This window comes from Hoeflea sp. BAL378 (assembly GCF_000759435.1).
GTDB lineage: Bacteria > Pseudomonadota > Alphaproteobacteria > Rhizobiales > Rhizobiaceae > Hoeflea.
In genome coordinates this window covers 1-24300 of the sequence record NZ_JRJG01000126.1, presented here as the reverse complement: position 1 = coordinate 24300, position 24300 = coordinate 1, and the positions used below count along the sequence as shown (strand labels likewise).

Sequence of the window (24300 nt, the reverse complement as noted above, 5' to 3'; positions counted from 1 at the left end):
CCCCCCGCCGGCAGGCCGCCCCCAAAGCCCCGCGGCCCCGCCGGACAGACTAGGAGTGACATCATGCGTGTTGTTCTTTCATCCCTGACCGCCGCCGCCCTTCTCGCCTCGACCCTCGGCGCCTTCGCCGCGAGCACGATGACGACGGGCACGATCAAGTCCTTCGACCTGAAGCAGAACAGGATCACGCTCAATGACGGGACGGCCTACAGCCTGCCCAGCGGGTTCAAGGATCCCGGCCTGAAGGCCGGCAAGAAGGTCGAACTCGGCTGGCACATGCAGGATTCGCGGCATGTCGCCGACACCGTGAAACTGGTGAACTGAACCTCCGCAGCGGCACGCCCTGCGCGGCTGCCGCGGGGAACGGGGGCTTCGGCCCCCGTTCTGCCATCTGGCTCAGTTGCTCGACCGCTCCACTTGGATCTCGCCGAACTCGTCGACATAGAGCGCCCAGGTTTCCGGTTCCGCCACCTTGGGATCGGTCTTGAGATAGATATAGGCGGCGAAGCCGGGCGCGCTGGCGGCGCCGGTGGAATCCTCGGGCCTTATGTCGGTGACATAGGCGCCCAGCGCGTTGATCTCGTCGATGCCGATCGACAGCGCCAGTTCGGGCCCTTCCGGCGTCAGGGCGATCTGCTGCAGGTGAAGCTGGGAGCGGTTGTCCGCGCCGCGGATGGCGATCAGCCGGTAGTAGCCGCGGCTTCCCGGCGCGGGACCGGCGGTTGGCTCTCCGGCGGTCTCTTCGCCCGCCGCCTCGGCTGCTGGAGCCGCTGCGTCGCTGCCGGCAGTCTTTTCGCCCGCCGCGTCGGGCGCGGGAGCGGCGGCGTCGCCGGCCTCTTCCCAATAGCCGCCGCTGGTGACGAACAGGACGCGCGGCGCCAAGCCGCCGGCGAGCGCGGCGGCCTCCTCCTGGGCTTGGGCGGCGGTCGCAAACGGCGGCGCCATCAGCACGGCCAGCAGCAGCAGCGTTTTCGGGACGGGCAGGGGCATCGGCTCAACCTTTCCTGGTTCGCGCCTCAGTAGAGAAATTGTTCGGCCAAAATGCGGTCGTTCCAGGAATGGCTGGAATCGGTGAGGATCCGTGTGGTGACTTCCTTCGATTCGGCCACCCGGACCTGGATGACCGACTTCACTTCGGTGTGGTCGGCCACCGCGTTGACCGGGCGTTTTTCCGGTTCGAGCACGTCGATCGTCACCGTCACCTTGCTCGGCAGCAGCGCGCCGCGCCAGCGCCGCGGCCGGAACGCGCTCACCGGGGTGAGCGCCAGCAACTGCGCGTCGAGCGGCAGGATGGGGCCATGCGCCGACAGGTTGTAGGCGGTCGAGCCCGCCGGGGTCGCCACCATGACGCCGTCGCAGATCAGCTCCTCGAGCCTGACCTGACCGTCGATCGACAATCTCAGCTTGGCCGCCTGGTAGCTCTGCCTGAGCAGCGAGACCTCGTTGATGGCGAGCGATGTGTGCGTTTTCCCGTCCGCGTCGATGGCGGTCATCTCGAGCGGGCGGATGATGTTTTCCACCGCCGCGTCGATCCGCCCCGACAGGTCCTTGTCGGAGTAATCGTTCATCAGGAAGCCGACCGAGCCGCGGTTCATGCCGTAGACCAGGCGGCCGCTGCTCATCTGCTCGTGCAGGGTCTGGAGCATGAAGCCGTCGCCGCCGAGCGCCACGATGACATCGGCCTCCTCCGCGCGGGCATTTCCGTACAACGCCGCAAGATGCGTGGCCGCGGCCTGCGCGTCCGGTGTCGGCGAGGCGATAAAACTGAATGTCCGTGCCATGTGATGAAGTCACTCCCGATGCTTTCATGAGAATGGCTATTGCAGGGTCCGGATGCAAGGGCGTCGCACGGCATCGTCAGCGCCGCGGCGTCCCGAACCCTCCCGGCTGGACATGGTCCCGCAAACCACTACTGTCAGCCCGGAGGTGGAGGAGGCATGTCACAGACCGTCGAGTTGCCGCTCTGGGTGATCGTCATCGCATCGATCCTGGCGGCGATCGCCATCGCCGACCGGCTGCTGTCGCCGGCTGTGCGCTGGTTCTTCCGGCGGCGGGTCAACCAGGCCATCGAGGAGCTCAACACCCGGCTTCAGCTCAAGATCCGGCCGTTCGGAACCACCCGCCGCGAGGTGCTGATCGACCGCGTCACCAATGACCCCCGCGTCGTCGAGGCGGTGGCGGCGCATGCGCGCGAGACCGGGACGCCCATCGAGGTGACCATGGCGCAGGCCACCCGCTACGCCCGCGAAATCGTGCCGATGTTCAACGCCTATGCCTATTTCCGCATCGGCACCCGGCTCGCCCGCTGGCTCGCAACCGCGCTCTACCGGGTGCGGCTCGGCTACACCAACACCGATGCGCTGGCCAAGGTCGCGCCGGAGTCCTCGGTGGTCTTCGTCATGAACCACCGCTCCAACATGGATTACGTGCTGGTCACCTATCTCGCATCCTCGTCGACGGCGCTGTCCTATGCCGTGGGCGAATGGGCGCGGCTGCCGGTGCTGCAGACCCTGATCCGCTTCATGGGCGCCTATTTCATCCGCCGCAACGCCCGCAACCCACTCTATCGCCGGGTGCTGGCCACCTATGTGCGGATGGCGACCGAAGCCGGCGTCACCCAGGCGGTGTTCCCCGAGGGCGGCCTGTCGCGCGACGGGCTGCTGAGGCCGCCGCGCATCGGCCTCATCTCCTACATCGTCTCCGCCCATGATCATGTCGCCCATGACACCGTCTTCATCCCGGTGGGGCTCAATTACGACCGGGTGCTCGAAGACCGCTCGCTGGTGTTCGAGGCCGAGCGCGACGGCAGGCCGATGTCGACCTGGCAGAAATCCGGCCGGACGCTGGCGTTCCTGATGCGGAACCTGAGGCTGCGGCTCGCCGGCAAATGGCATCGCTTCGGCTATGCCAGCGTGTCGTTCGGCGATCCGGTGTCGGTCGACGGCTTCCTCGCCGCCCATGGCATCGGCAAATGGGCCCATCTCGGGGAAGCCGAGCGCGACGCGCTCACCGAAAAGCTCACGCACCAGTTGATGGCCTCCATCGCCAGGCTCATCCCCGTCCTGCCGGTGTCGCTGGTCTCGCTGGCGCTGATCGACGCGGGGGACGCGGCGGTCGACCGCCTCGATCTCAAGCACCGCGTCGGCGCGCTGATCGACCGGCTGCTGGCCACGGGCACGCATCTGCACCTGCCGCGCCAGGACCGCGACTATGAAATCACCGTCGGCCTGCGCATGCTGATCCTGCGGCGCATCGTCAGCGAAGGCCCGGACGGGCAATTGGCCATCAACGACAGGGACAGGCCGATCGTGGCCTATTACGCCAACGCCATCCGGCATCTGGTCTGAGCCGTGCATCTGTCGGCGAGCACAGGCATGCAGCAGGCACGAACTCTCCCTCCTTCCCCCAAATGGGGAATCGGCATCACGCCCTTCCTTTTTTAAGGTTCGCAGCCTCAGCCCTTCGCCGGGCGGCTCGCGTTGACGGTCGGGGTGACTGCGTCGCGGCAGAGGAAGCGGAATTTATGAGGACCGTTACAGTGCATGCAATGCCATCCATCCTGTCGGCGCTGCTCAGACTGCTCGTCATGGCCGTCTCCGCCTCCCTGCTGTTCTCGCTGACCGCCGATGCGCTCGAACTCACCCGCAATGGCAAGACCTTTGGGTTCGACGCGAAGCTGCCCAAGGGGGTGAAGATCAGGAACAAGGGCGTTGACCGGCTGCTCGCCTACAAGGGGGTCGAGATCAGCGTCCGCCTGATCCAGGACCACTATGCCGATTGCGGGCAACTGGTGCGCGAGCGGGAAGACCGGATGTCCAGGAACGGCGGCTATGTGGCCGACGCCGGAACCGTGGTCTCGCAGAAGGAATGCCGGATCTCGCTCTATGGCGCGGGCGGGGCGATCGATTCGACCTACACCTTCCTCGATGCCTGCAAATGCTACGCGGCGATGCATGTGACCTATCCCGATGGCGTCGAGATTGGCACTGCCGCGACCCTCGTCAGCGCGCTCGCCAGGGCTCTCGCCAGCCGCCCGGAGATACCCTCGAACGCCGCCGTGGCCGAGACGATCGACAAGGACTGGAAAGAGGCGTTCGACATTTTCAGGAAGAGAAAGCTCACCGCGCAACTGGCCTATGGCATCTATGTGCAGAGCGCCACCTTTGCCCTGCAGACGGAGCGCGAAGGCAAGGCGGTGCTCACCTATCTCGCCGGCCGGTTCGGTATTCCGGAGGCGAAGATTCGGAATGAATATGCGGCCGGGATCGACTGGTTTTTCGACGTCGAAACCGGCAAGCCGCTCTACGGCCTGTCGCCGCAAGAAATCGCGCGCACGATTTCCTCCTGCTATGCCAAGGGTCATCCGGGCCAGCACTGCAAGCTCGCCTATCACCAGGAAATGGGCTGCCGCATGACCCGCAAATGGGCGACGCTGTGCAGCACCTCTCTCAGGCAGGGATTTGGTGGCGTGGCCGATTTGTGCTGGGGCGAGCCGCGCGGCGATATGCCGATGCTGCCGGTGGTCAAGGACAGCGCCGAGCGCAGCGTGCAGTTACCGAACTCCGGCAAGGGCACGCAGGTGGAAACCGCGAAAGTGGCGAAGAAACCTGTCGAGGAGGCCATTCCCTACTGCGATGACAATGACTGGCGCAGCTTCTATGCCGAACGCGGCAATAGAGGCATTCCGCAGGGCCTGCTGCCATGAGCCGGATCGTCCTTGCCCTTGTCCTGGCTGTGATCCTGCTTGCTTTCGTCGCCGCCGCGCCGGCCCACGCCCAGACCGGCGTCTTCCAGGATGCCGGCAAGCGCGTGGCGCTGGTGGTCGGCGCCGCGGAATACGAGCAGGTGACCGCGCTCGAAAATCCCGCCAACGACGCCCGCATCATCGCCGAGGCGCTCGGCGCCCTGCGTTTCGAGGTGATCCACGTCAAGGACCCGACACGGGCGGACTTCATCGCGGCGCGGCAGCAGTTCCTCGACCGGCTCGACGGCAGCGACATCGCTGTCTTCTACTATGCCGGCCACGCCATCCAGATCGGCAATATCAATTATCTCATCCCCGTCGATGCCGAGCTCGGCACCCGCGACGACGTGGCGGCGAACTTCATCGACCTGACCGGCATCGTCAACGAGATGGACGCCCGCGCCAAGACCAAGATCGTCGTGCTCGACGCCTGCCGCGACAACCCCTTCGAGGCCGAGCTCGCCGAGGCGCTGGCCGGCCAGCCGGAGGCCGAGACCATCAAGCGCGGCCTGGCGGTGATCAAGCGCGCCGGGCCGCTGGAAAAGCCCCTCGACGAGGGCGAGGGCTTCAACACCTACGGCTCCATCATCGCCTTCGCCGCCGCGCCGGGAACGACGGCCACCGACGGGGAGGGCGACAACAGCCCCTACACCGCGGCACTCGCCGCCGAACTCGCCAAGCCGGGTGTCGAGGTTGGGCAGATGTTCCGCGCCGCCGCCGCCAATGTGGTGCGCGAGACCGGCGGCCGGCAGCAGCCCGAATATCTGGTGAGGCTCACCGACGAGGTCTATTTCTCGCGGCCGCAGCCGTCGGACTGCGACTATTTCGCCATCGCACCCTACAACCAGGTCGGCATTCCCGGCGTCGAGTTCGACGCGATCCGGCCTGCCCGGGCGATTCCCGCCTGCGAGGAAGCGCTGGCCGCGGAGCCGAACCATCCGCGCTATCTGCACAATCTCGGCCGCGCCTACGACGCCGCCGCCGATTACGCCCGCGCCGTCGAGCACTACCGGCAATCCTCCGAGCTCGGCTACGTGCCGGCCTTCAGCACGCTGGGCGTCATGCATATCAACGGCCAGGGCACCAGGCAGGATTTCGCCGAGGGCGTGCGGCTGCTCAAGCACGCCGCGAGCCTCGGCTACCGCCTCGCCAAGGTCGGCCTGCGCAACCAGGATTTCACGGTGCTGTTCGGAAACGCCGAATACAAGGCGCTGCAGCAGGCCCTCAGGAAGGCCGGCTATTACGACGGCCCGATCGACGGCGATTTCGGCAAGGGCTCGCGGGCGGCGCTGGAAGAGTTCCAGAAAGCCCAGGCGCTCAGCCTCAACGGCGCCACGCTCGAAACCCTCGACCGCCTGTCGCTGCTCGACATCATCCCCCATTACGACCTGAACTAGGGCGGGTCGCCGCGGGCCGGAAGGCTTGCGTCCGGCAAGGCGCCTTCAGCCTGGTTAAAGCGATCGAAGAGAGAGTGCCCAAGGTGCGGGACTACGAGTGAAGTCATGGTAGCCGCGAAGAGCGGACCATCCCGGATCGGGTTGGATGAAAATCGCTTCATGCCGGGAAGCGACCGGTCCGGGACAACGGGGTCAACTTCGGACGACCCTTTGCGCCGCCTTTGGCCATTGTCGGTGGCACGGTCGGGTCAGAGACAAAGCGCTCATAGGCCTCCTCGTCTTTCCAGTCGATCAGGACCAGGACGCGGTTCGAACCGTCGGTGAACGAGAGCACTTCAGCGCCGAGGCTGCCATGGTCCTCCCGCTTGCGCCGGCCGTCGGTTGCGAAAACCGACAGGAAGCGTGGGAGATCCTCGATTTCGACTTCCGCCAGTGTCGTATGCATGTCGCTCTCCTCACACAGGCGCACGGGTCGTGCGGGAAAGGGGCAGGTTCAGCGAGAATACCGAGCAACCCGGGTCGGTGACGCCGAATGCTGCAAGACGTGGCCGATGCTTGATGACATATGCCTCGGCATTCTCGGGCGTATCGAAAAGATACACGCCGCTGGCGCGACGCGTGTCCGGGTTCTCGCCCCAGAGCTTCCAGATCAGCCCGGGTTCATTGGCGATATCCGCGGCAAGGTCGCTGCAGGCGGACGTGAAGGCCTCGCCCCATGGCCCGTCGAAGGCAAAGTCGAATTGAACAAGTGTCGTCATTGGATTGGACCTATCGATGTGTTGGTGGAGCGGTCGATCGACCGCGCAGGAGATATAAATCCAGGCCGATTGATTGTGAATCGAGCAAAGAGTAGCTTCACTCAACACTCATGGTGTGGAATGGAATGGATACGGTCACGAGCATGCGCGTCTTCGCGCGAGTGGTGGAACTGGGGGGCCTGGCTGCCGCGGCCAGGTCGTTGGGCCTGTCGCCATCAATGGTCGCCAAGCATGTGAACAATCTGGAGCAGCGGACCGGCGCGCGCCTGTTGGACCGCACGACACGCCTGGTGCGGCCAACCGTATCGGGGCATGCCTATTACGAGCGTCTGGTCGCCATTCTGGACGCGTTAGACGAGGCCGATGCGGAAGCCGGCGCGGACACGGCGGTGCCTAAGGGCCGGCTGCGCCTGACCGCTCCGGCAGAGCTGGGGCAAGAGCATCTCGCGCCGATCATTGCCGAATTCATGGAGCTTTATCCGGGCGTTTCGATCGTCTCGGATTTCACCAATCGCCAGGTGGATCTCATCCAGGAGGGTTTCGATCTTGCCATCCGCGTCGCCAATTCGCTCGATACCGGCCTGATCGGACGCAAGCTGGCAACGTCGCGCTTTTTCGTCGTGGCGAGCCCTGGACTCCTGTCGAAAACAGGATTGCCCGAAACACCTGAAGCCCTCGCCCACCTTCCCACCCTGACCTTCGCCATTCCGACGCCGCGGGTGCACTGGACCTGGGATGGACCGGACAAGGGGACGGTTCGCATTACCCCGCGGCTGATCTCATCCAGTTCCGAGGCGCTGCGGATGGCGGCACGCCGGGGCGCAGGCTTTACCTGGCTGCCGAGCTTCATCTGCGGCCACGACCTGGCCACCGGAGACCTCGTTCCGGTCATGGCCGACCGCAATTGGGGAGGCCTGTCCGTCTATGCCCTCTATCCGCACCGGCGGTTCATTCCGAACCGGCTGCGCCTTTTCCTCGACCTGATATCGGAGCGTCTGGGGGGTGACCCCGATGCCGATCCCTGGCTGCCGCCCTCCGCGGCAAGCACGGCTTCGACGCGAACCTGAGGGTCCGGGATGGGCCGGCAGGCCGGCGTCGGGACGGTAATCGCGACAAGAGACGCCGAAAGAATGAATCGTCCGCTTTGCGGCGAGACCCTCTCTCCGGTTTCGGCGCCCGGCCCAGTCTCCATCAGGACCAGTAGCAGATTGTTGCCTGCGATCCATCGCGGCTCTGTCCCGGTTCATATGCTCGAATCGGGCCTTGATGATCCGGCCTTACTCGTGGTCCCATGGGTCGGCAGAGTCAATCGCGCCTCGAAACCGGACCGGCTTCCCGGGCGGGGCGAATTCAGCACGAGCGGGCTTCCGACGCGGTCGGCGATGGCGGCGACGATGGCAAGGCCCAGACCGCTGCCGTCGGCGCTTGCGCTTGCGCGCTCGAAACGGGTCGTCAGCCGATCCAGGATCTCGGGCGGCACAACGGGTCCCTCGTTTGAGACGATCAGGTGTCCATCCGGTGTCAGGGTGACCTCGACAGGACTGCCATCCGCGCCGTGACGTAGGGCATTGTCCACGAGGTTTCGGCACACGATCCCGAAGGCGTCAGGATCGAGATCGGACATCACCGGCGTCTCCGGCAGCGTCAGGGCGATGCGCCCGGGTGACAGAGTCTGCGCGATATCCCCGACCACGACCCTTGCGACGGCCCTCATATCGGCAAGCTGATCCAGGCGAAGCTGGCCGCCTTCGGCCCGGGCGAGTTGCATCAGCCGTTCGGAGAGCCGTGTCAGCCGCTTGAGCGTGGCCTCGATGCTGGCCGCCCGTTCGCCTGCCGCCGGCTCCCGGGTTTCCGACTGCAGGCGCTGGGCTTGGGCGATTGCGCCGGCCAGCGGCGTGCGCAGCTCATGGGCGGCGTTCGCGGCAAAGCTGCGTTCGGCATCGAAGGTGGCCTTGAGCCGGTCGAGCAGCCTGTTCAGGGTGACGGCCACGGGGGCGAGTTCTGACGGCAGGTCTCCACCCGGAACGGGCGAAAGATCCCGCGCATTGCGGGCCTCCAGGCGGGCGCGGAAGCGCCGCAGCGGCGCCAGGCTTGCCCTGACCGTGAGAGCGATGGCCAGCAGCGCGAGGGGCACCACGACCAGGAGGGGCAGTCCAAGACCCATCTGGATCTCGCGTGCGACGGAGGCGCGGTAGGCCAGCGGCTCGGCGACGGTGATCCGGATGGTCCCCTGCAACGCGTCATCATTGTAGAGCCGGTGGGTGGCAGTCTGGCGAAAGCCCGGACCATCATAGGCGGGGAACACGGCGAGCTCCGCTGCATGCGACTGCAGCAGGACACGCCCCTCGGCATCGCGGACAATATAGGTGAAGAACTCGTCATGCGCGCGGATCGCGCCCAGCCGCTGGGTAACGCCATCCTCCTCGCGGTCGACGATGTCCAGAACGGCCAGCGGCAGCAGGCGCTGGGCGGTTTCCTGGAGTGCCGAGTCGAAGACCTCGTCCATCTCGCCGCGCAGGATCAGCGCCGTCACGGAGGCGGCGGCAATCCAAAGGACCGTCAACAGCACGCCCAGCGACAGGCCCAGCCGGGCCTGCAGGCTCCGCGGCAACCTCATGGCTTGCCCAGCCGGTAGCCCAGGCCGCGTTCGGTCTCGATGATCTGCGGACCCAGTTTCTTGCGCAGGCGGCTGACATGAACCTCGATCGTGTTGCTCTCCACCTCGGTGTCGAAGGCGTAGAGCTTCTCCTCCAGTTGCGCCTTGGACAGAAGCTGGCCGGGGCGGGCAAGGAACGCCTCGAAAAGCGCCCATTCCCTCGCTGTCAACTGGACCGTCTTGCCGTCACGGCGGATGTTGCGCGCCGCGAGGTCGATCGCGAGCGGCCCGTGGGTAACGATCGGGTTCGGGTTGCCGGTGTAGCGGCGCGCGACGGAGCCGATCCGCGCCGACAATTCGGACAGATCAAAGGGTTTGACGAGATAGTCGTCGGCGCCCGCGTTCAGCCCCTCGATCCGGTCCGACACCTGGTCGAGGGCGGTCAGGATGATCACCGGCGTCACGTCGCCACGCGCCCGCAGGCCCTTCAGGTACCCGATCCCGCGGCCGTCGGGCAGCATCAGGTCGAGCAGCAGCAGGTCGAACGCAGCGCCTGCCATGGCGTCCGCGGCCGCATCGAGCCGCGTGACCCAGTCGACCGAATGGCCATCGCCTGCGATCTGGTCGCGCACGGCGGCGCCCAGAACGGTATCGTCCTCAATCAGCAGGATGCGCATGACCGTTCCCGTTCCTTTCCCCAGGCCAACATGATCGCCCAGGCTGACGCAAAGCTGACGCTGCCATGGCCAGCGCTTCAGGCTCCCGTCAGTTTCACCGCGCATGAGTTGAATGAAGATGGCCGCAACGAGGAGTTTGGCCCATGAAGAAGACACTGGCAATTCTCGCGCTTGTCGCGGCGCTTCCCGCTGGGATGGCGTTGGCGGACGACGATTGTTTCGTGCCGATGGCGGACTGGCAGCCGCGGGATGCGGTTGCGCGGCTGGCCGAGGAAAACGGCTGGTCGGTCGGACGCATCAAGATCGACGATGGTTGCTATGAAATCCACGGCACCGATGCCGAGGGTAGGCGGATCGAGGTGACGGTTCACCCCGCCACGCTGGACGTGATCGAGATCGAATATGAGGGCGACCACGATCGCCCGCGGCGGGACAGGGACAGACACAAGCAGGATTGACCCGCCGGCTATCCTCGACCCGGGCGATGACGTGCGCCCGGACCTGATGGGGGCGCGATTGCCGGCGGCTGATCGCCTCGCCGCAGTCCCCTCCAGAACGCTCGCTTGCGGTTCCGGCGCCACGCGCCTGACGGACCTGATCCCGCAGCGCAGGACCAGCCCGACGCCGCGACACAGTGCTTCCAAACATCGCCGAGGTGAAGCGTTGCGCCCGAGAGGCGGCACGGCGGGTCCCGCCATGGCTCGCCCCTTTCGAGCGGCGGTCTGCTTCCTGACAGCAAGCTGAAGCAGAAACCCCGGTTCCGTCAGGAAGGCCTCAGGTGACCGCTCCAGATTGATCTCACCAACAATAAGGAGAGTCCTGTCATGAAAACCACTCTTGCCCTTCTCATCGCCTCGACAGCCCTGACCGCATCCATTGCCGGGCCTGTCTGGAGCGCCGTCGAGGCGCGCGCCGTAAACGAGGCTCGCCCGATCGCATCCCTTGTCGCAGGACCGGACGCGCAGCCCGTCATCCTGGCAAGCAATGACGACGATGATGACGACGATGATCACAATCGCCGGCGCTCGGGCCATGGCCATGACGACGATGATGACGATGACGATGACGATGATGGTGGATCCGCCAGGGCCAATCCGGCCCCCGCGGGCGCCGTTGCACCGCCCGCCAATGGACTGTTTGGAAATGGCGCTGCTCCCAAGGTGCAGGTGAACTGACCGCACCCGTCCCCTCGAACTTCAGGAAGGCATCACACTCATGAAATCGCTTCTCTCAATCCTCGCGCTGACCACGGCGCTGACACTTCCCGGCCTTGCCATGGCGCGGCCGGTGACACTCACCACCACGCTCACCAGTTACGGCGGCGACGGCGCCTATCTCGCGCTCTACGTCAAGGACGCCTCCGGCGCCTATATGGGCAGCCTGTGGATGGCCGGCGGCAAATCCAAATACTATGAGCATCTGTCTGACTGGTACCGCGCAACCGGCGGCGACACGGCCCAGATCAACGGCATCACCGGCGCCAGCGTCGGCGCCGGCCGGACGCTGGAGATCACGCTCGATCTGGCCGATACGCTGTTTGACGCCGGCTACACGCTGCACATTGATGCTGCCGTGGAGGACATGCGCGACAGCGCCAACGAGGTCGCCGTCCCGCTGACAACGGAGGGCGCCGGCGTGGCAGTCAACGGCCGCCGCTACGTCGCCAACTTCGCCTACAAGATGTGAGGAGGCAGGGCCATGATCCGCGCTCTTCATCGGTGGCCGGGTCTTCTGGCCCTCGCTCTTGTTGCGGTGCTCTCGCTCAGCGGCGCGGCGCTGTCGGTCTTTCCCGCGGCCGACCGGCTGGCGGCGCCGCAGGCCGACGCGGGATTGAGCGTCGCAACCCTCGCCGAGCGCATCCGGGCCGCCTATCCCGGGGTCGAGCAGATCCGCCGCGCGCCCTCGGGGCGGATCACGGCCTACTGGTTCGATCAGGGTGCGCCGGGCGCGGCCGTGATCGATCCGGCGACCGGTCAGGGCGTGGCCTCGGCCGACCCCAACCAGGTGGAACGCTGGCTCACGAACCTGCACCGGTCGCTGTTTCTGGGCGATGCCGGGCGCATCGCCATGGCATTGGGAGCGGCGGCAATGCTGGTGCTGTCCCTGTCCGGCGCGGCGCTGGTGGCGCGGCGTGCGGGAGGCTTCCGGCATTGGTTCTCGCCGCTGCGCGGACCGCTTGCCGGCCGGCTGCATGTCGAGATCGCCCGGGTCGCGGTGTTCGGACTTGTCCTGTCCTCCGTCACCGCCCTGTGGATGACGGCCTCCACCTTCGGCCTGCTCCCCGACAGCGAGACCGTCCCCGCGTTCCCGACTGAAGTGAGCGGCAAGGCCGGCGTGGCGCTTTCCGGGATCGATCTCCTGGCGGCCACGCCCGCGGCAGAACTGCGCGAGCTGAGCTTTCCCTATCCGCAAGACCTCACCGACGTCTTCACCCTGAAGACCGACCGGGGTACCGGCTTTCTTGATCAGGGCACCGGCGCCACGCTGGCCTGGGCCGACCTGACGGGATGGGAGCGCGTGTCGGAGACCGTCTACATGCTGCACACGGGGAAGGGCGCCGCAGCCCTGGGGTTGGTGCTGGGCCTCATGGTGCTCGGTGTGCCGGTGATGGGCGCGACGGGCGTTCTGATCTGGCTGGCCGCGCGGCGCGGGCGGCCACGCATCCGCGGCAACCAGCCCGCCGGCCGGGCAGACACGATCCTGCTGGTCGGCAGTGAGGGCGGCAGCACCTGGGGCTTTGCAGCCACTTTGCACGCTGCGCTCAGCAGGGCCGGGCACGGTGTCCATGCCGCGCCGATGTCGGCCTTCGCGCCGGACCGCTACGCCCACGCCCAACGGATCATCGTTCTGGCGGCAACCTATGGCAATGGCGATGCACCGTCATCGGCCAAGGGCTTCCTTTCGCGCCTGGCGGAGCTCGATCGCGCGCCGGAGATGCCGCTCTCCGTGCTTGGTTTCGGCGACCGCAGCTTTCCGGCCTACTGCGCCTTCGCCAAGGCGGTGGCGTCGGCCGCCGAAGCGAAGGGATGGCACCAGCTCCTGCCGCTCGACACCATTGACCGCCAGTCGCCGCAGGATTTCGCGCGCTGGGGGCGGGATCTCGGTCAGGTGCTCGGGCACGATCTCGAGCTTGTTCATCAGCCGGTGCTGCCGGCGAGCGAAAAGCTCACGCTGATTTCCCGTCGCGATTATGGCGCCGAGGTGCAGGCCCCGACCGCGATCCTGCGCTTTGCCCAGCCGCGCGCGACGCTGTGGCAGCGGCTGACCGGGGCCGGCTTCGCGCGCTACAAGGCAGGCGACCTGATCGGCATCCTGCCGGAGGGCTCCGCCGTGCCGCGCCTCTATTCGCTTGCCTCCGCGCGCAGCGACGGCTTTGTCGAGATCGTGGTGAAGAAGCACCAGGGCGGCCTGTGTTCGGGACAGCTCACCGCGCTCGAGCCTGGCCAGACCGTCACCGCCTTCCTGCGCCGCAATCCCGGCTTCCAGCCCGGCCGTGGCCGGGCGCCTCTGATCCTGATCGGCGCCGGCACCGGAATCGGCCCGCTGGCGGGGTTCGTGCGCGGCAATATGCGGCTGCGGCCGATCCACCTCTTCTTCGGGATGCGCCATCCCGACAGCGACTTCTTTTATGGCGAAGAGATGCCAGGCTGGCAGGCCGACGGCCGTCTTTCCCGGCTCGTCACCGCTGTCTCGCGCAAGGCGCGGCCGCATTACGTCCAGGACGCCTTGCGCAGCGACGCCGCCGAGGTGGTCCGACTTGTGCGTGACGGCGCGCGCGTCATGGTCTGCGGCGGGCGCGACATGGCTGCGGGCGTGGCGGAAGCCTTGGCCGAGATCCTTGCACCCGCCGGGCTGACGCCGGCGGCGTTGAAGGCGGAGGGGCGCTATGTCGAAGATGTCTACTGACCTTGTCCGGCATGCGCTCCACGGCCCCACCATGGGCACACGCTGGTCAGCGCTCTTCTTCGCGCCACCGGGTCGCGACCCCGAACCCATCCGGGCCGCATTGCAGGTCGCGGTGGACGAGGTGGACGCGCAAATGTCCACCTGGAAACCCGGAAGCGATCTGATGCGCCTTAACGCCGCGCCTGTGGGGGAATGGCAGGAGGTCCCTGCTCGGCTTCTCGATGTCCTGCGTCTCGGACTCGAAATCGGGCGCGCCTCCGGCGGCGCCTTCGACATCGGCATGGGCGATGCGGTCACGGCCTGGGGCTTTGGCGCGGATGCCGCGGCGCCTGACCATATCCGCGCCGCCATGTCCGTGCCGCGCGTACCGGCCCACACAGCACTCGAATTTGGCGAGGGCCGTGTCCGCAAGACGGCCCCCCTCGCGCTCGACCTCAACGGCATCGCCAAGGGGTATGGCGTCGACCGTCTGTCCGAAACGCTTGGCGAGTTCGGCATCGCAGCAAGCCTTGTCGGAATCGACGGAGAAATGCGCGCGTGCGGGCTCAGGCCGGACGGCGAAGCATGGACCATCGCGGTGGAAGCGCCCGATCCGGAGCGCCGCGCGCCGCAGTCGATCCTCGCGCTGAAGGACGCCGCCGTGGCGACCTCGGGAGACTACCGCCACTGGGTCGAGGTGCAGGGCCGGCGCTTTTCGCACACCATGGATCCGCGCCGCGGCGCACCGCTGCTTTCGTCACCAGCCTCTGTCACAGTGGTTGCCCAAAGCTGTGCCGAGGCCGATGCCTGGGCGACTGCGCTGATGGTGCTCGGGCCCGATACGGGGGCAAAGCTCGCGCAGCAACGGGGGCTCGACGCGCTCTTCCTGCTGCGCGGTGCTGAAGGGTCTGCACGCGCTGTCGGCGTCGGAGGGCTGTTTTCTCAGGCGCCGGCAGCACCTGAGCGCCGCCCTGGGCCCGTTCCGGAAGGTCCTTCTGGTCCTGGCCGGGCGCAACAACGGCCCCGGTGATGATGGTGGGCGAGGGCGTCAATGACACTCCGGCGCCCGCTGCCGCCACTGTGGGCGTTGCGATGGGGGCAAGGGGTGCCGCCGCTTCCGCCGAAGCCGCGGGTGTCGTACTATTGATCGATCGGCTCGACCGACTCGGGCCGGAATCGGGATTGCGCCGGCGCGCGCCGGATCGCCGTCGGGAGCGGAATCGCGGGGATCGGCCTTCCGGCCCTTGGCAGGGTCGACGCCGCCTTCGGCTGCTTGACGCCGGTGCAGGGTGCAGTGCTGCAGAATGTCATCGACGTGGCCGTGATGCTGAACGCCTTGCGTGCGCTACGCATGAAGCCTCATGAACCCGCCGCGCCCGTTGCTGTGGCTGGTCCGGATAAGCTGGAAATCGTTCTGGAAGGAACCGCGTGATGAGCCGCCTGTCGCATTCCGAACGTCACATGGTGCACCGCATCGGCTGGCTGCGGGCCGCAGTGCTCGGCGCCAATGACGGCCTGGTCTCGACCTCGAGCCTGGTCGTGGGCGTGGCAGCCGCCGGTTCGGGAAAGCCTGAAGTGCTTGTCGCAGGGCTCGCCGGGCTCGTGGCCGGTGCGATGTCGATGGCGGCCGGCGAATATGTCTCCGTGAGCTCCCAGACTGACGCCGAGCAGGCGGACATCGCCCGCGAGACGCGCGAACTCGCGGAAACGCCGGCAGCGGAACTTGAGGAACTCACCACTATCTATGTCGGCCGCGGGCTGGATCGGGAAACTGCCGAAAAGGTCGCAAGCCAGTTGACGAAGCACGATGCCCTGGGCACCCACGCCCGCGACGAGCTCGGCATCTCCGAAACGGTGACCGCGCATCCGATCCAGGCCGCAGTGGTGTCGGCACTGACCTTTGCCGTGGGCGCGGTGATCCCGCTGATCGTGGTCCTCCTGGCGCCGGCCTCGCAGATCACCCTCATGGTCGCGGCCTCGACGCTCCTGGCATTGGCGGTCCTCGGCGGAGCCGGCGCCACCGCGGGCGGTGCAGGTCTGGCCCGCGGTGCGGCGAGGGTGACGTTCTGGGGCGCTCTCGCCATGGCCGCAACCGCCGCTGTGGGATCGATCTTCGGGGTCACTGTCGGGTAGAGGGCGGGTGGCGCAGACCCAGGTTCCGTGGTCGGCGCAATCAATGGTACCGGCCGATTGCGCGGGGTCCGGAAGCCGGAGTGGCCAGCCTGGCAAAACCGGACACCGCCATTCGGTCTCGCCGGGCGTGACCAGGGATCAGGCGTTTCCGCAGCCCGATTATGTGAACTGTGAGGCGTCCTGAAGGGAACCGTGGAAAACCGGGAACATTCCCCGAGGCGGCCCCCGGGTGCCCTTGAATCAAAAAACGCCGCATTTTCCAGAGTCAGAAAATGCAGCGTTTTCAAGGAAATAGTGGTGCCCCCGGCAGGATTCGAACCCGCGACCCCCTGATTACAAATCAGGTGCTCTACCAACTGAGCTACAAGGGCAGCGGGGATGCGGATAGCATATCCATGGCTGCTGTAAAGCAAAAACCTCGTGATCGGGTCTGCTGCGGCACGCGGGCTCCTGCGGGGTTGCGCTCAGCCGGGCCGGCGCTCCGGTCCGTCTGCGTTCACCCGGCGGCGGCTCTGTCGAGGTATTGCCGCGCGGCGTAGAGCGCGATCGCGGTGGCGTTGGAGACGTTGAGGGATTTGATGGCGCCCGGCATGTCGAGCCGCACCAGCGCGTCGACGGTCTCGCGCGTCTTCTGGCGCAGGCCCTTGCCCTCGGCGCCGAGCACCAGCGCGATGCGGTCGCCCGACAGCCCGGCCTCGATCGGCGCGGGGCCTTCCGAATCGAGCCCGATGGTGACGAAACCCTGCGCCTTGATCTCCTCGATCGCCGCGGCCAGGTTGCGCACCTCGATATGGTCGATGAGTTCGAGCGCGCCGGAGGCGGCCTTGGCGAGCACGCCCGATTCCTGCGGGCTGTGGCGCTGCGTGGTAATCAGCGCGCCGGCGCCGAAGGCAACCGCCGAGCGCATGATGGCGCCGGCATTGTGCGGGTCGGTCACCTGGTCGAGAATGACCAGGAGCTTCGCGTCGCCCAGATCCGACAGCGGCCGCGGCTTGAGCGGCGCGGCTTCGAGCAGCACGCCCTGGTGCACCGCGTCGTCGCCGAGCAGCCGGTCGATCTCCTGCGGCGTCACCATCTCGAGCGGGAAGGGCAGGGCGGCGTCCTCGGCGATTTCGAGCCGCATCAGCGCGTTGCGCGTGGCTTTCATCGACGTGATGCGCCGCGCCGGATTGTCGAGCGCCGCGCGCACCGTGTGCAGGCCATAGAGATAGACCGTATCGGGCGCCACCTTGTCGCCATAGAGCGCGCCCTTGCGCGCCGGCAGGTCACGTTTCGATTTTGGCTGGGCCGGCGGCAGGCCCTGCTGCTCGCGCTTGACGTCGCGATGGGCGCGGCGAAGCTTGGCGTAGTGGGTGTCGCGGTTGGAACCGGCCGCGCCGGCGTCGTCATCTTTGCTCATGGCGCGCTTATACGCCGATTGTTCGGCCGCGCAACAGGAGCGCCGGTTCCGCGGGGCTCGGATCGGGGAGGGGCGGGAAGGCCCGCTTTCGCCACGCTGAAGGCGCCTGCGGCGGTCTCCGCGGCGCGGCCTGTCCGAAGCGGTTGTTTTTGTGGCGAAGCTTGTTGACACGGGGCACATGCGCCGTCATAACGCCGACCGCGGAACGAGGTTTGCAAACTGCTTGCCCGGCCCGCGAAACCCGTCAATCGGGTTGTCCATCTTGGATGCATGACCCTGGCGGCTGGACCGGAGGGATGCCCGAGTGGTTAAAGGGGACGGACTGTAAATCCGTTGGCTTCGCCTACGTTGGTTCAAATCCAACTCCCTCCACCACCGCCGGCGGGTCGTGAATGCGGGTATAGCTCAATGGTAGAGCAGCAGCCTTCCAAGCTGAATACGCGGGTTCGATTCCCGCTACCCGCTCCAGGGATCCCCCAAATTCCGCTTCCGACCGCTCCGTTTCCGTTTCCGTGATGCGTCAAGAGACGCCGTTTCCGCCCGTCCGGCCGGAGAATGCGGCCTTCTCCGGGGCCGTCGCCCCATGCCTGCCGGCTCTGTCTGTCCACGGGGTCTGGCCTTCCTGAAACCGGTGGGGAAGCCGCTGTCCGGCATGCGCCTGCTTGTGGGATCTTCCCGATCGCGACAGGATGGGCGTCGAAGCCGGAAGCCGGCGCATCACAAAGGGCGTCTCGCAGCACCATGAAAAACCACCAGTTCGAAGCCTTCTACCAGGTCATGCTGACCGGCAGCATGACCGAGGCCGCCCGCAAGATCGGCCGCACCCAGCCGGCCGTCAGCACCACCATCAAGACGCTCGAAGCGCATCTGGGCTTCGCCCTGTTCGACCGGACCGCCACCGGGCTCAAGCCGCGGGTCGAGGCGCAGGTGATGTTCGAGCGGCTGCGTCCGGTGATGGAGCAGCTCCACGACATCGAGCGCAACATGATCCAGCTCGCGCCCAATTTCATGCCGCGCATGTCGATCATCGCCGCCAACAATGTGGCGACGCATCTGGTGCCCTCGCGCATCGCCCCGCTGGCGACCGACGGCCAGGCGGTGCGGATCATGGACGGATCCTCCTCGCGGATCCTTTCGGCCATGGAGGCGCAGCAATATGACATCGCCATCACCGACGAGGGGCTCGGGACATTGCCGACGGAATCGCCGCTCTACGAATCGGAACGGTTCGAAGTGCCGATGTTCGCCGTCTTTCCCAGGGGGCTGATCGACGTGCCGCCGGGCGGCAGCGTCGGGCCCGACGCGCTGCGCGGCCAGCGGATCTGCTCGCTCTATTACGAGCACGGCACCGGAAGGCGCCTGAGCGATATGTTCGGGCGCCCGCAGGTCGAGTTCCAGAATTTCTACACCATGGCCTGCTACGCCCTGCATTCGGGCAGCGTGGCGCTGGTAGACTATATCACCTGCACCACGGTCGCGGCGCTGAACGCCGGCAATGTGCGGGCCGACTGGCGGCGGCTGGAAGGGCCGCAGATGTCGGTCTACCACCTCTTGAGGCCGCGCTACCGGCCGCGGTCTGCGCTGATCGACCGCTGCCATGCGATCCTGCGCGAGGCCATGCGGGAGCACGCGAAGGCATAAATTTCGCTTATGCCGGCATTAAGATTTCCCGTTTGCATTTATGTCAGGCCGCCTCAATGGTTGCCGCCTGAGGCTTGCGACCTGCATAGCCCGCTCAGCAACCGGATAAGGGGAGACTCGCAATGAAACATTTTTCCGCCGTTGCGGCCGTCGTGGCCGCGCTCACCATGGCGACTTCGGTCACGGCGCAGGACGCGACCTTCTTCCGCATCGGCACCGGCGGCGCCGGGGGCACCTATTTCCCGATCGGGGCGCTGATCGCCAATGCCATCTCGAGCCCGCCCGGCTCGCGCCCCTGCGAGGACGGCGGAAGCTGCGGCGTGCCGGGCATGGTCGCCATCGCCCAGTCGACCAACGCCTCTGTGCACAACAATTCGGCCGTCCAGAACGGCGGACTGGAAGCCGGCCTGTCGGGCTCCTCGACGCTCTACGAACAGTATAACGGCCTGGGCGACTTCGAGGGCCAGGCGGCGAAGGACCTGCGGGTGATCGCCAACCTGTTTCCCGAGGAAGCGCAGATCGCGCTGCCGCTCGACTCGGAGATCGATGACATCACCGATCTCAAGGGCAAGCGCGTGAGCATCGGCGAGGCGGGATCGGGCCTGCAGGTGTCCGCCCTGCAGATCCTCGGCGAGTTCGGCATCAGCCGGGACGATTTCACCCCGGTGGAGCTGAACAATGCCCAGGCGGCGGAACGGCTGGCCGACGGCCAGATCGACGCCTATTTCGCCCTGGCCGGTTCGCCGACCGCGGCGATCGTGCAGCTTGCGTCGACCTCGGGCATGAAACTGCTGAGCTTCACCGACGAGGAACTGGCGAAGATCGAAAAGGCCTTCCCCTATTACGCCAAGACGACGATCGCGGCGAACACCTATGAGGGCCAGGACCAGCCGGTCAACACCTTCGGCGTGAGCACGATCCTGGTGGTCAATGCGAATGCGTCGGAAGACCTGATCTACAACATCACCAAGGCTCTGTGGAACGACAGTTCCCGCAAGCTCTTCGACGCCGGCCATCCGAAGGCCGCCACGATGCGGCTGGAAACGGCCCTGAACGGGGTCGACAACCTCGGCGTGCCGCTGCATCCGGGCGCCAAGCGCGCCTATGACGAACTGCTCGCCAAGTAACCCTCCGACCTGATCGCCCCCCAGCCCGCGCCCTGCGCAGCGCCGCAAGGCGCGGGCCCTCGCCCCCCTTTGCCCGATTGGCGGATACCATGGAAACCGAAGACTTCGCAGAAATCCGGCGTCCGGCGCCGCGCGTCCGCAAGGTTCTGTGGGCGCTGGCCCTGCTCTTTGCCGCCTATCATGTCGCCACCGCAGGCTTCGGCGTTCCCGTCCAGCGGCTGCACATCGCCCTGCACCTGTCGGGGATCGCCATCTTCGCCTTCGCCTATTACCCGCTCGTCCGTCCCGCACGGCCGGGGATGGGCCCGAGCCGGATCCCCGTCTTCGACATTGTCCTGATGGTGCTCGCGGTCGCCTCGCTGCTTTATCTTCCGCTGTTCTGGCGGGGAGGGACCATCGGCTTCGGCAGCTTCTCCTTTCCGGTGGCGCCGCAGACCCTGCGCCAGGGCAATCCGAACGTCTTCGACCTGTTCTTCGGCACCGTGCTGATCGCGATCACCATCGAGATGTCGCGCCGGGCGCTCGGATGGGCCTTGCCGATCATCTCCTTCATCGCGATCGGCTATGCGCTGTTCGGCCCCAGCATCCCGGTCGACATCCTCAGGCATCCCGGCGTCGACTGGCGCCAGTTCGTCAACAACATCTATTTCCCCTCCGAGGGCATTTTCGGGCTCCCGGTCTGGGTGGTGTCGACCATCGTCATCCAGTTCGTGATCTTCGGCGTGATCGCCCAGCGCACCGGTCTCGGCGACTTCTTCATCGACACCGCCCAGGCGCTGGCGGGACGGCAGGTCGGCGGGCCGGCCAAGGTGAGCGTGATTTCCTCGGCGCTGTTCGGCTCGATCTCGGGCTCGGCCATCGCCAACACCGTCTCGACCGGCTCGCTGACGATCCCCAACATGAAACGCCTCGGCTATCCGGGCATCTTCGCCGCGGCCGTGGAGGCGGCGGCCAGCGCCGGCGGGCAGATCACGCCGCCGCTGATGGGGGCGGCCGCCTTCATCATGGCCGAGTTCCTCGAGGTTCCCTACACCACCATCGTCGTCGCGGCGATCGTCCCGGCGCTGATGCATTACACCGGCGTCTACGCGCAGGTGCATTTCACCGCGCTGCGGCTCGGCCTCGCGCCCGACACCACGAGCCGGCTGTCCGACATCGTCGGCGTCTGGCGACGGGGCTGGCGCCACGTCTTTCCGCTGGCCGCGCTGCTGATCATCCTGTTCTCCGGCTACACGCCCTACATGTCCGCCTTTGTCGGCATCTGCGTGGCGGCGCTGTTCGGCTTCACCTCCTGGCGCAAGCCGGTGACCTTGATCCTCAACGCGGCCTTCATCGCCTTCGTGGTGTCCAAGGGCCTCGACGGCTCGTTCGGCCTGCCGCTGGTGCTGTTCCTGGTGGCGTCCTCGATCGTCGCCGCCTGGCGCAGCGACGAGCCGCAGCCGCTCGGCCACCTGGCCGACGCCCTGGCGCTCGGCGCGAAATATTCGGTCGTGGTCGGCGTCGCCGCCGCCGTCGTGGGCATCACGGTGGGCGTGATCAACACCACCGGCGTCGGCTTCCGCGTCGGCTTCATGGTCACCACCGGCGCCGCGCAAATGGCGGAATCGCTGCACCTCATCCTGCCGATCGCCACCGCGGACATGCAACTGTTCCTGTCGCTGGTGCTGATCGCGCTCTGCTGCATCCTGATGGGGGCGGGCCTGCCGACGACGGCGCTCTACATCCTGCTCGCCACCGTGGCGCAGCCGACGCTGTCGCAGCTCGGCGTGCCGCCGATCGCCTCGCACATGTTCGTCTTCTACTACGGCATCATCGCCGAGCTGACGCCGCCGGTCTGCACCACTGCCTTCGCCGCGGCGGCGATCGCCCAGTCGCCGCCGTTCCGCACCGGCATCGAGGCGTTCAAGCTGGGCATCGGCAAGATCGTCGTGCCGATGGTGTTCTGCTACGCGCCCTCGCTGCTGCTCGTCACCGACGGCTTCACCTGGCGCAGCCTGATCCAGGACGGCGGCACCTGCGCGCTCGGCGTGATCGTCATGTCGGCGGCTCTCTCCCGCTACCTGTTCGTCGAATTGCGGTGGTGGCAGTCGCTCCCGGTCTTCCTGGCGGGCCTGCTGTTGACCGTTCCGGGCACCGCCTCCGATATCGGCGGTCTCGTTCTGCTCGCCCCGATCGGCGGTTACCTCCTGATCCAGCAAAAAAGAAGGAATGCTTCGACATGCGTGTCGTGAATATGAAAGTCTACCGCATCACCCAGGGCGAGCTGCATCCGGTCCTGGTGGAACTCGTCACCGACGAGGGGATCACCGGCTGGGGCGAGGCGGCCGTCGCCTACGGCATCGGCGCCCAGGCGGTTGCCGGCATGCTCGCCGATCTATCGCCCAAGGTCATCGGCGCAGATGCAGCGTTCCCGCGCAATGTCTATCACGAGATCTACGACCATTCGTTCTGGACCAAGGGCGGCGGCGCGATCGTCTTTGCCGCGCTCAGCGCGATCGACCAGGCGCTGTGGGACATCAAGGCAAAGTCGCTGGGCGTGCCGGTGTGGGAGCTGTTCGGCGGCAATTTCCATGACAGCATCCCGGTCTATGCCAATGGCTGGAACTACCGCCACGACGACGTGCTCGAATGGGCCCGCGCCGCGGAGCGTCCCCTGAAAGAGGGATACAAGATGCTCAAGACCTATCCGCTGGCGATGCGTCTGCCAAACGGCACCCTGCGGCACGTCACCCGCCGCGCACTGTCGTCCGAGGCCTTCGACGTGGCCGTCAAGCGCATGCGCACCCTGAAGGAGGTTGTCGGCGACGATGCGGAAATCCTGATCGACCTGAGCGGCGGGCTGAACAACGACCAGCTCATTCGTTTCATGGCCGTGTGCGAGGAGACCGGCGTGTCCTGGGTGGAAGAGCCGCTCGACCCGTTCAATTTCGGCGGGCTGCGCGAGATGCGCGGGCGCTGGAACATCCCGATCGCCGCCGGCGAGCGCATCTACACCCGCCACGGATTCAAGAACCTTCTGGAAACCGGCGGCGTCGACATCGTCATGCCCGATGTCGGCAATTGCGGCGGCATCTTCGAACTGGTGCAGATTGCGGCCATGGCGGAAGCGCACAATGCGCGCGTCTCCCCGCACAATTGCGCCTCGTCGCTCTGCACGGCGGTATCGATGCAGGCGTGGCTGGCGACAGCCAATCCGATGCCGCTCGAGACCTATCCCTATTTCCCGGAAGGCAACAACTACGTACAGGTGCTCAAGAACCCGCCGGAAAGCCGGATCGAAAATGGCCGGCTGGAAGTGCCCCGGGAGCCGGGCCTGGGCGTCGAGATCGACCGGGAGCGGATCACGCCGTTCCTCGCCCACGATCTCGCCACGTAAGCTGACACGCGCCGAAGCGCGCCTGCCTGCGTCGGCCGGAAGCCAGGGGCGGGGAGCATCATCTCCGCCCGTCCGGCCTGACCGGCGCCCGCCGCCGGGACCGGCGCGGCGAAGAATTCGCCTTCGCGGAAGATCCCGATCGCCTTTCCTGTCCAGGTCCTGACCGCCTCCCGGCCCGGCCCCCGCCGAGATCTGGCGTCGGCTTGGCGGGTGCGACCAGACAGGCGTCCGGTTCGGAAATTCCTCGTCACTGCAACCGGTTACGGGGACATCCTCGGGTTCCGCGTGCGCGCAACGGCAAGCAGGGACGGCGCACATTCCGGGACTTTCCGGAGGCCTCGATTGGGCGCCGCGCAGGCTCGGCGGCCGCGGCGCGGGGCCGTCCGTTCCCGGCCCGGCCATCGCGAGATTTGCTCTTGCGAAAGCCGGACTAAAGCCTTATGTCGCGTTAACTTCTCGCGGGACCCGGTTCAAACGCTTCCGGTTCCACAGTCTGCCAACAGAATTACAGGATACAGGACGATGGCAAAGGGTAAGTTCGAGCGCAATAAGCCGCATGTGAACATC

The 24300-nt window shown here is 66.6% G+C and carries 23 protein-coding genes and 3 tRNA genes; 18 read left to right on the top strand and 8 right to left on the bottom strand.

Annotated elements, in window-relative coordinates; genetic code table 11:
- The first annotated feature begins 63 nt into the window (after window positions 1–63).
- Window positions 64–324 carry a DUF1344 domain-containing protein gene (locus LL06_RS21480; RefSeq protein WP_035531684.1) on the top strand — a complete coding sequence of 87 codons (261 nt, stop codon included), beginning with the start codon at window positions 64–66 and terminating at the stop codon, window positions 322–324.
- Window positions 325–396: 72 nt separating this feature from the next.
- On the opposite strand, the gene LL06_RS21475 is transcribed toward LL06_RS21480, so the two are convergent.
- Window positions 397–990 carry a hypothetical protein gene (locus tag LL06_RS21475; protein ID WP_035531682.1) on the bottom strand — a complete coding sequence of 198 codons (594 nt, stop codon included), beginning with the start codon at window positions 988–990 and terminating at the stop codon, window positions 397–399.
- A 26-nt stretch (window positions 991–1016) separates the two neighbouring features.
- On the bottom strand, window positions 1017–1781 hold the full coding sequence (locus LL06_RS21470) for an NAD kinase (RefSeq protein ID WP_035531680.1): 765 nt from the start codon (window positions 1779–1781) through the stop codon (window positions 1017–1019).
- 156 nt (window positions 1782–1937) lie between these two features.
- Between LL06_RS21470 and LL06_RS21465 the strand changes: the two genes are divergently transcribed.
- The 3 genes from LL06_RS21465 to LL06_RS26565 all read left to right on the top strand — a co-directional run bounded on the left by LL06_RS21465 (window position 1938) and on the right by LL06_RS26565 (window position 6141).
- Entirely contained in the window at window positions 1938–3347 is a 1410-nt protein-coding gene (locus tag LL06_RS21465; protein ID WP_035531678.1) for a 1-acyl-sn-glycerol-3-phosphate acyltransferase, read from the top strand.
- 176 nt (window positions 3348–3523) lie between these two features.
- Window positions 3524–4705, top strand: a complete 1182-nt coding sequence (locus tag LL06_RS21460) for a hypothetical protein (protein ID WP_152599717.1) — start codon at window positions 3524–3526, stop codon at window positions 4703–4705.
- Window positions 4702–6141 (top strand): caspase family protein, encoded by a 1440-nt coding sequence (locus tag LL06_RS26565; protein ID WP_052161805.1) that lies wholly within the window; start codon window positions 4702–4704, stop codon window positions 6139–6141. The genes LL06_RS21460 and LL06_RS26565 overlap by 4 nt, the downstream gene beginning before the upstream one ends.
- Before the next feature lie 157 nt (window positions 6142–6298).
- On the opposite strand, the gene LL06_RS21450 is transcribed toward LL06_RS26565, so the two are convergent.
- Window positions 6299–6586, bottom strand: a complete 288-nt coding sequence (locus LL06_RS21450) for an antibiotic biosynthesis monooxygenase (RefSeq protein WP_052161804.1) — start codon at window positions 6584–6586, stop codon at window positions 6299–6301.
- A 10-nt stretch (window positions 6587–6596) separates the two neighbouring features.
- Window positions 6597–6899, bottom strand: coding sequence for a monooxygenase (locus LL06_RS21445; protein WP_035531674.1), 303 nt, complete (start codon window positions 6897–6899; stop codon window positions 6597–6599).
- A 125-nt stretch (window positions 6900–7024) separates the two neighbouring features.
- Between LL06_RS21445 and LL06_RS21440 the strand changes: the two genes are divergently transcribed.
- Window positions 7025–7966 carry a LysR family transcriptional regulator gene (locus LL06_RS21440; RefSeq protein ID WP_035531672.1) on the top strand — a complete coding sequence of 314 codons (942 nt, stop codon included), beginning with the start codon at window positions 7025–7027 and terminating at the stop codon, window positions 7964–7966.
- A 176-nt stretch (window positions 7967–8142) separates the two neighbouring features.
- Here the strand turns inward: LL06_RS21440 and LL06_RS21435 are convergent, their stop codons facing one another.
- Both LL06_RS21435 and LL06_RS21430 read right to left on the bottom strand, forming a co-directional pair.
- Window positions 8143–9516 carry an ATP-binding protein gene (locus LL06_RS21435; protein ID WP_035531670.1) on the bottom strand — a complete coding sequence of 458 codons (1374 nt, stop codon included), beginning with the start codon at window positions 9514–9516 and terminating at the stop codon, window positions 8143–8145.
- Window positions 9513–10172 (bottom strand): response regulator transcription factor, encoded by a 660-nt coding sequence (locus tag LL06_RS21430; RefSeq protein ID WP_035531661.1) that lies wholly within the window; start codon window positions 10170–10172, stop codon window positions 9513–9515. The genes LL06_RS21435 and LL06_RS21430 overlap by 4 nt, the downstream gene beginning before the upstream one ends.
- 143 nt (window positions 10173–10315) lie before the next feature.
- Here LL06_RS21430 and LL06_RS21425 point away from each other — a divergent pair, with 143 nt between their 5' ends.
- The 7 genes from LL06_RS21425 to LL06_RS21395 all read left to right on the top strand — a co-directional run bounded on the left by LL06_RS21425 (window position 10316) and on the right by LL06_RS21395 (window position 16190).
- Complete coding sequence (locus LL06_RS21425) at window positions 10316–10630, top strand: PepSY domain-containing protein (protein ID WP_035531659.1); 315 nt, start codon at window positions 10316–10318, stop codon at window positions 10628–10630.
- 366 nt (window positions 10631–10996) lie between these two features.
- Entirely contained in the window at window positions 10997–11347 is a 351-nt protein-coding gene (locus LL06_RS21420; protein ID WP_035531657.1) for a hypothetical protein, read from the top strand.
- Between the two features lie 40 nt (window positions 11348–11387).
- Window positions 11388–11858, top strand: coding sequence for a DUF2271 domain-containing protein (locus LL06_RS21415; RefSeq protein WP_035531655.1), 471 nt, complete (start codon window positions 11388–11390; stop codon window positions 11856–11858).
- 12 nt (window positions 11859–11870) lie between these two features.
- On the top strand, window positions 11871–14078 hold the full coding sequence (locus tag LL06_RS21410) for a PepSY domain-containing protein (RefSeq protein WP_035531653.1): 2208 nt from the start codon (window positions 11871–11873) through the stop codon (window positions 14076–14078).
- Window positions 14059–15087 carry an FAD:protein FMN transferase gene (locus LL06_RS21405; RefSeq protein WP_244447201.1) on the top strand — a complete coding sequence of 343 codons (1029 nt, stop codon included), beginning with the start codon at window positions 14059–14061 and terminating at the stop codon, window positions 15085–15087. Before LL06_RS21410 ends, LL06_RS21405 begins: the two co-directional genes overlap by 20 nt.
- A 264-nt stretch (window positions 15088–15351) precedes the next feature.
- The gene (locus LL06_RS28090; RefSeq protein WP_201772371.1) at window positions 15352–15489 is read left to right on the top strand and encodes a hypothetical protein; all 138 of its coding nucleotides are present in this window, start codon (window positions 15352–15354) and stop codon (window positions 15487–15489) included.
- On the top strand, window positions 15489–16190 hold the full coding sequence (locus LL06_RS21395) for a VIT family protein (RefSeq protein ID WP_035531650.1): 702 nt from the start codon (window positions 15489–15491) through the stop codon (window positions 16188–16190). The genes LL06_RS28090 and LL06_RS21395 overlap by 1 nt, the downstream gene beginning before the upstream one ends.
- Before the next feature lie 295 nt (window positions 16191–16485).
- Here LL06_RS21395 and LL06_RS21390 read toward each other — a convergent pair.
- Window positions 16486–16561 (bottom strand) — tRNA-Thr (locus LL06_RS21390).
- Window positions 16562–16686: 125 nt separating this feature from the next.
- On the bottom strand, window positions 16687–17589 hold the full coding sequence (rlmB, locus tag LL06_RS21385; RefSeq protein WP_035531647.1) for a 23S rRNA (guanosine(2251)-2'-O)-methyltransferase RlmB: 903 nt from the start codon (window positions 17587–17589) through the stop codon (window positions 16687–16689).
- A 290-nt stretch (window positions 17590–17879) separates the two neighbouring features.
- Between rlmB and LL06_RS21380 the strand changes: the two genes are divergently transcribed.
- From LL06_RS21380 to LL06_RS21355, 6 genes are all read left to right on the top strand, one after another.
- Window positions 17880–17964 (top strand) — tRNA-Tyr (locus LL06_RS21380).
- A 19-nt stretch (window positions 17965–17983) separates the two neighbouring features.
- Window positions 17984–18057, top strand: a tRNA-Gly gene (locus tag LL06_RS21375).
- Between the two features lie 273 nt (window positions 18058–18330).
- Entirely contained in the window at window positions 18331–19230 is a 900-nt protein-coding gene (locus LL06_RS21370) for a LysR family transcriptional regulator (protein WP_035531645.1), read from the top strand.
- A gap of 122 nt (window positions 19231–19352) precedes the next feature.
- Window positions 19353–20357 (top strand): TAXI family TRAP transporter solute-binding subunit, encoded by a 1005-nt coding sequence (locus LL06_RS21365; protein ID WP_035531643.1) that lies wholly within the window; start codon window positions 19353–19355, stop codon window positions 20355–20357.
- An 89-nt stretch (window positions 20358–20446) separates the two neighbouring features.
- The gene (locus LL06_RS21360; protein ID WP_052161803.1) at window positions 20447–22588 is read left to right on the top strand and encodes a TRAP transporter fused permease subunit; all 2142 of its coding nucleotides are present in this window, start codon (window positions 20447–20449) and stop codon (window positions 22586–22588) included.
- On the top strand, window positions 22576–23733 hold the full coding sequence (locus tag LL06_RS21355; RefSeq protein WP_035531641.1) for a mandelate racemase/muconate lactonizing enzyme family protein: 1158 nt from the start codon (window positions 22576–22578) through the stop codon (window positions 23731–23733). The genes LL06_RS21360 and LL06_RS21355 overlap by 13 nt, the downstream gene beginning before the upstream one ends.
- Window positions 23734–24300: the final 567 nt, after the last annotated feature.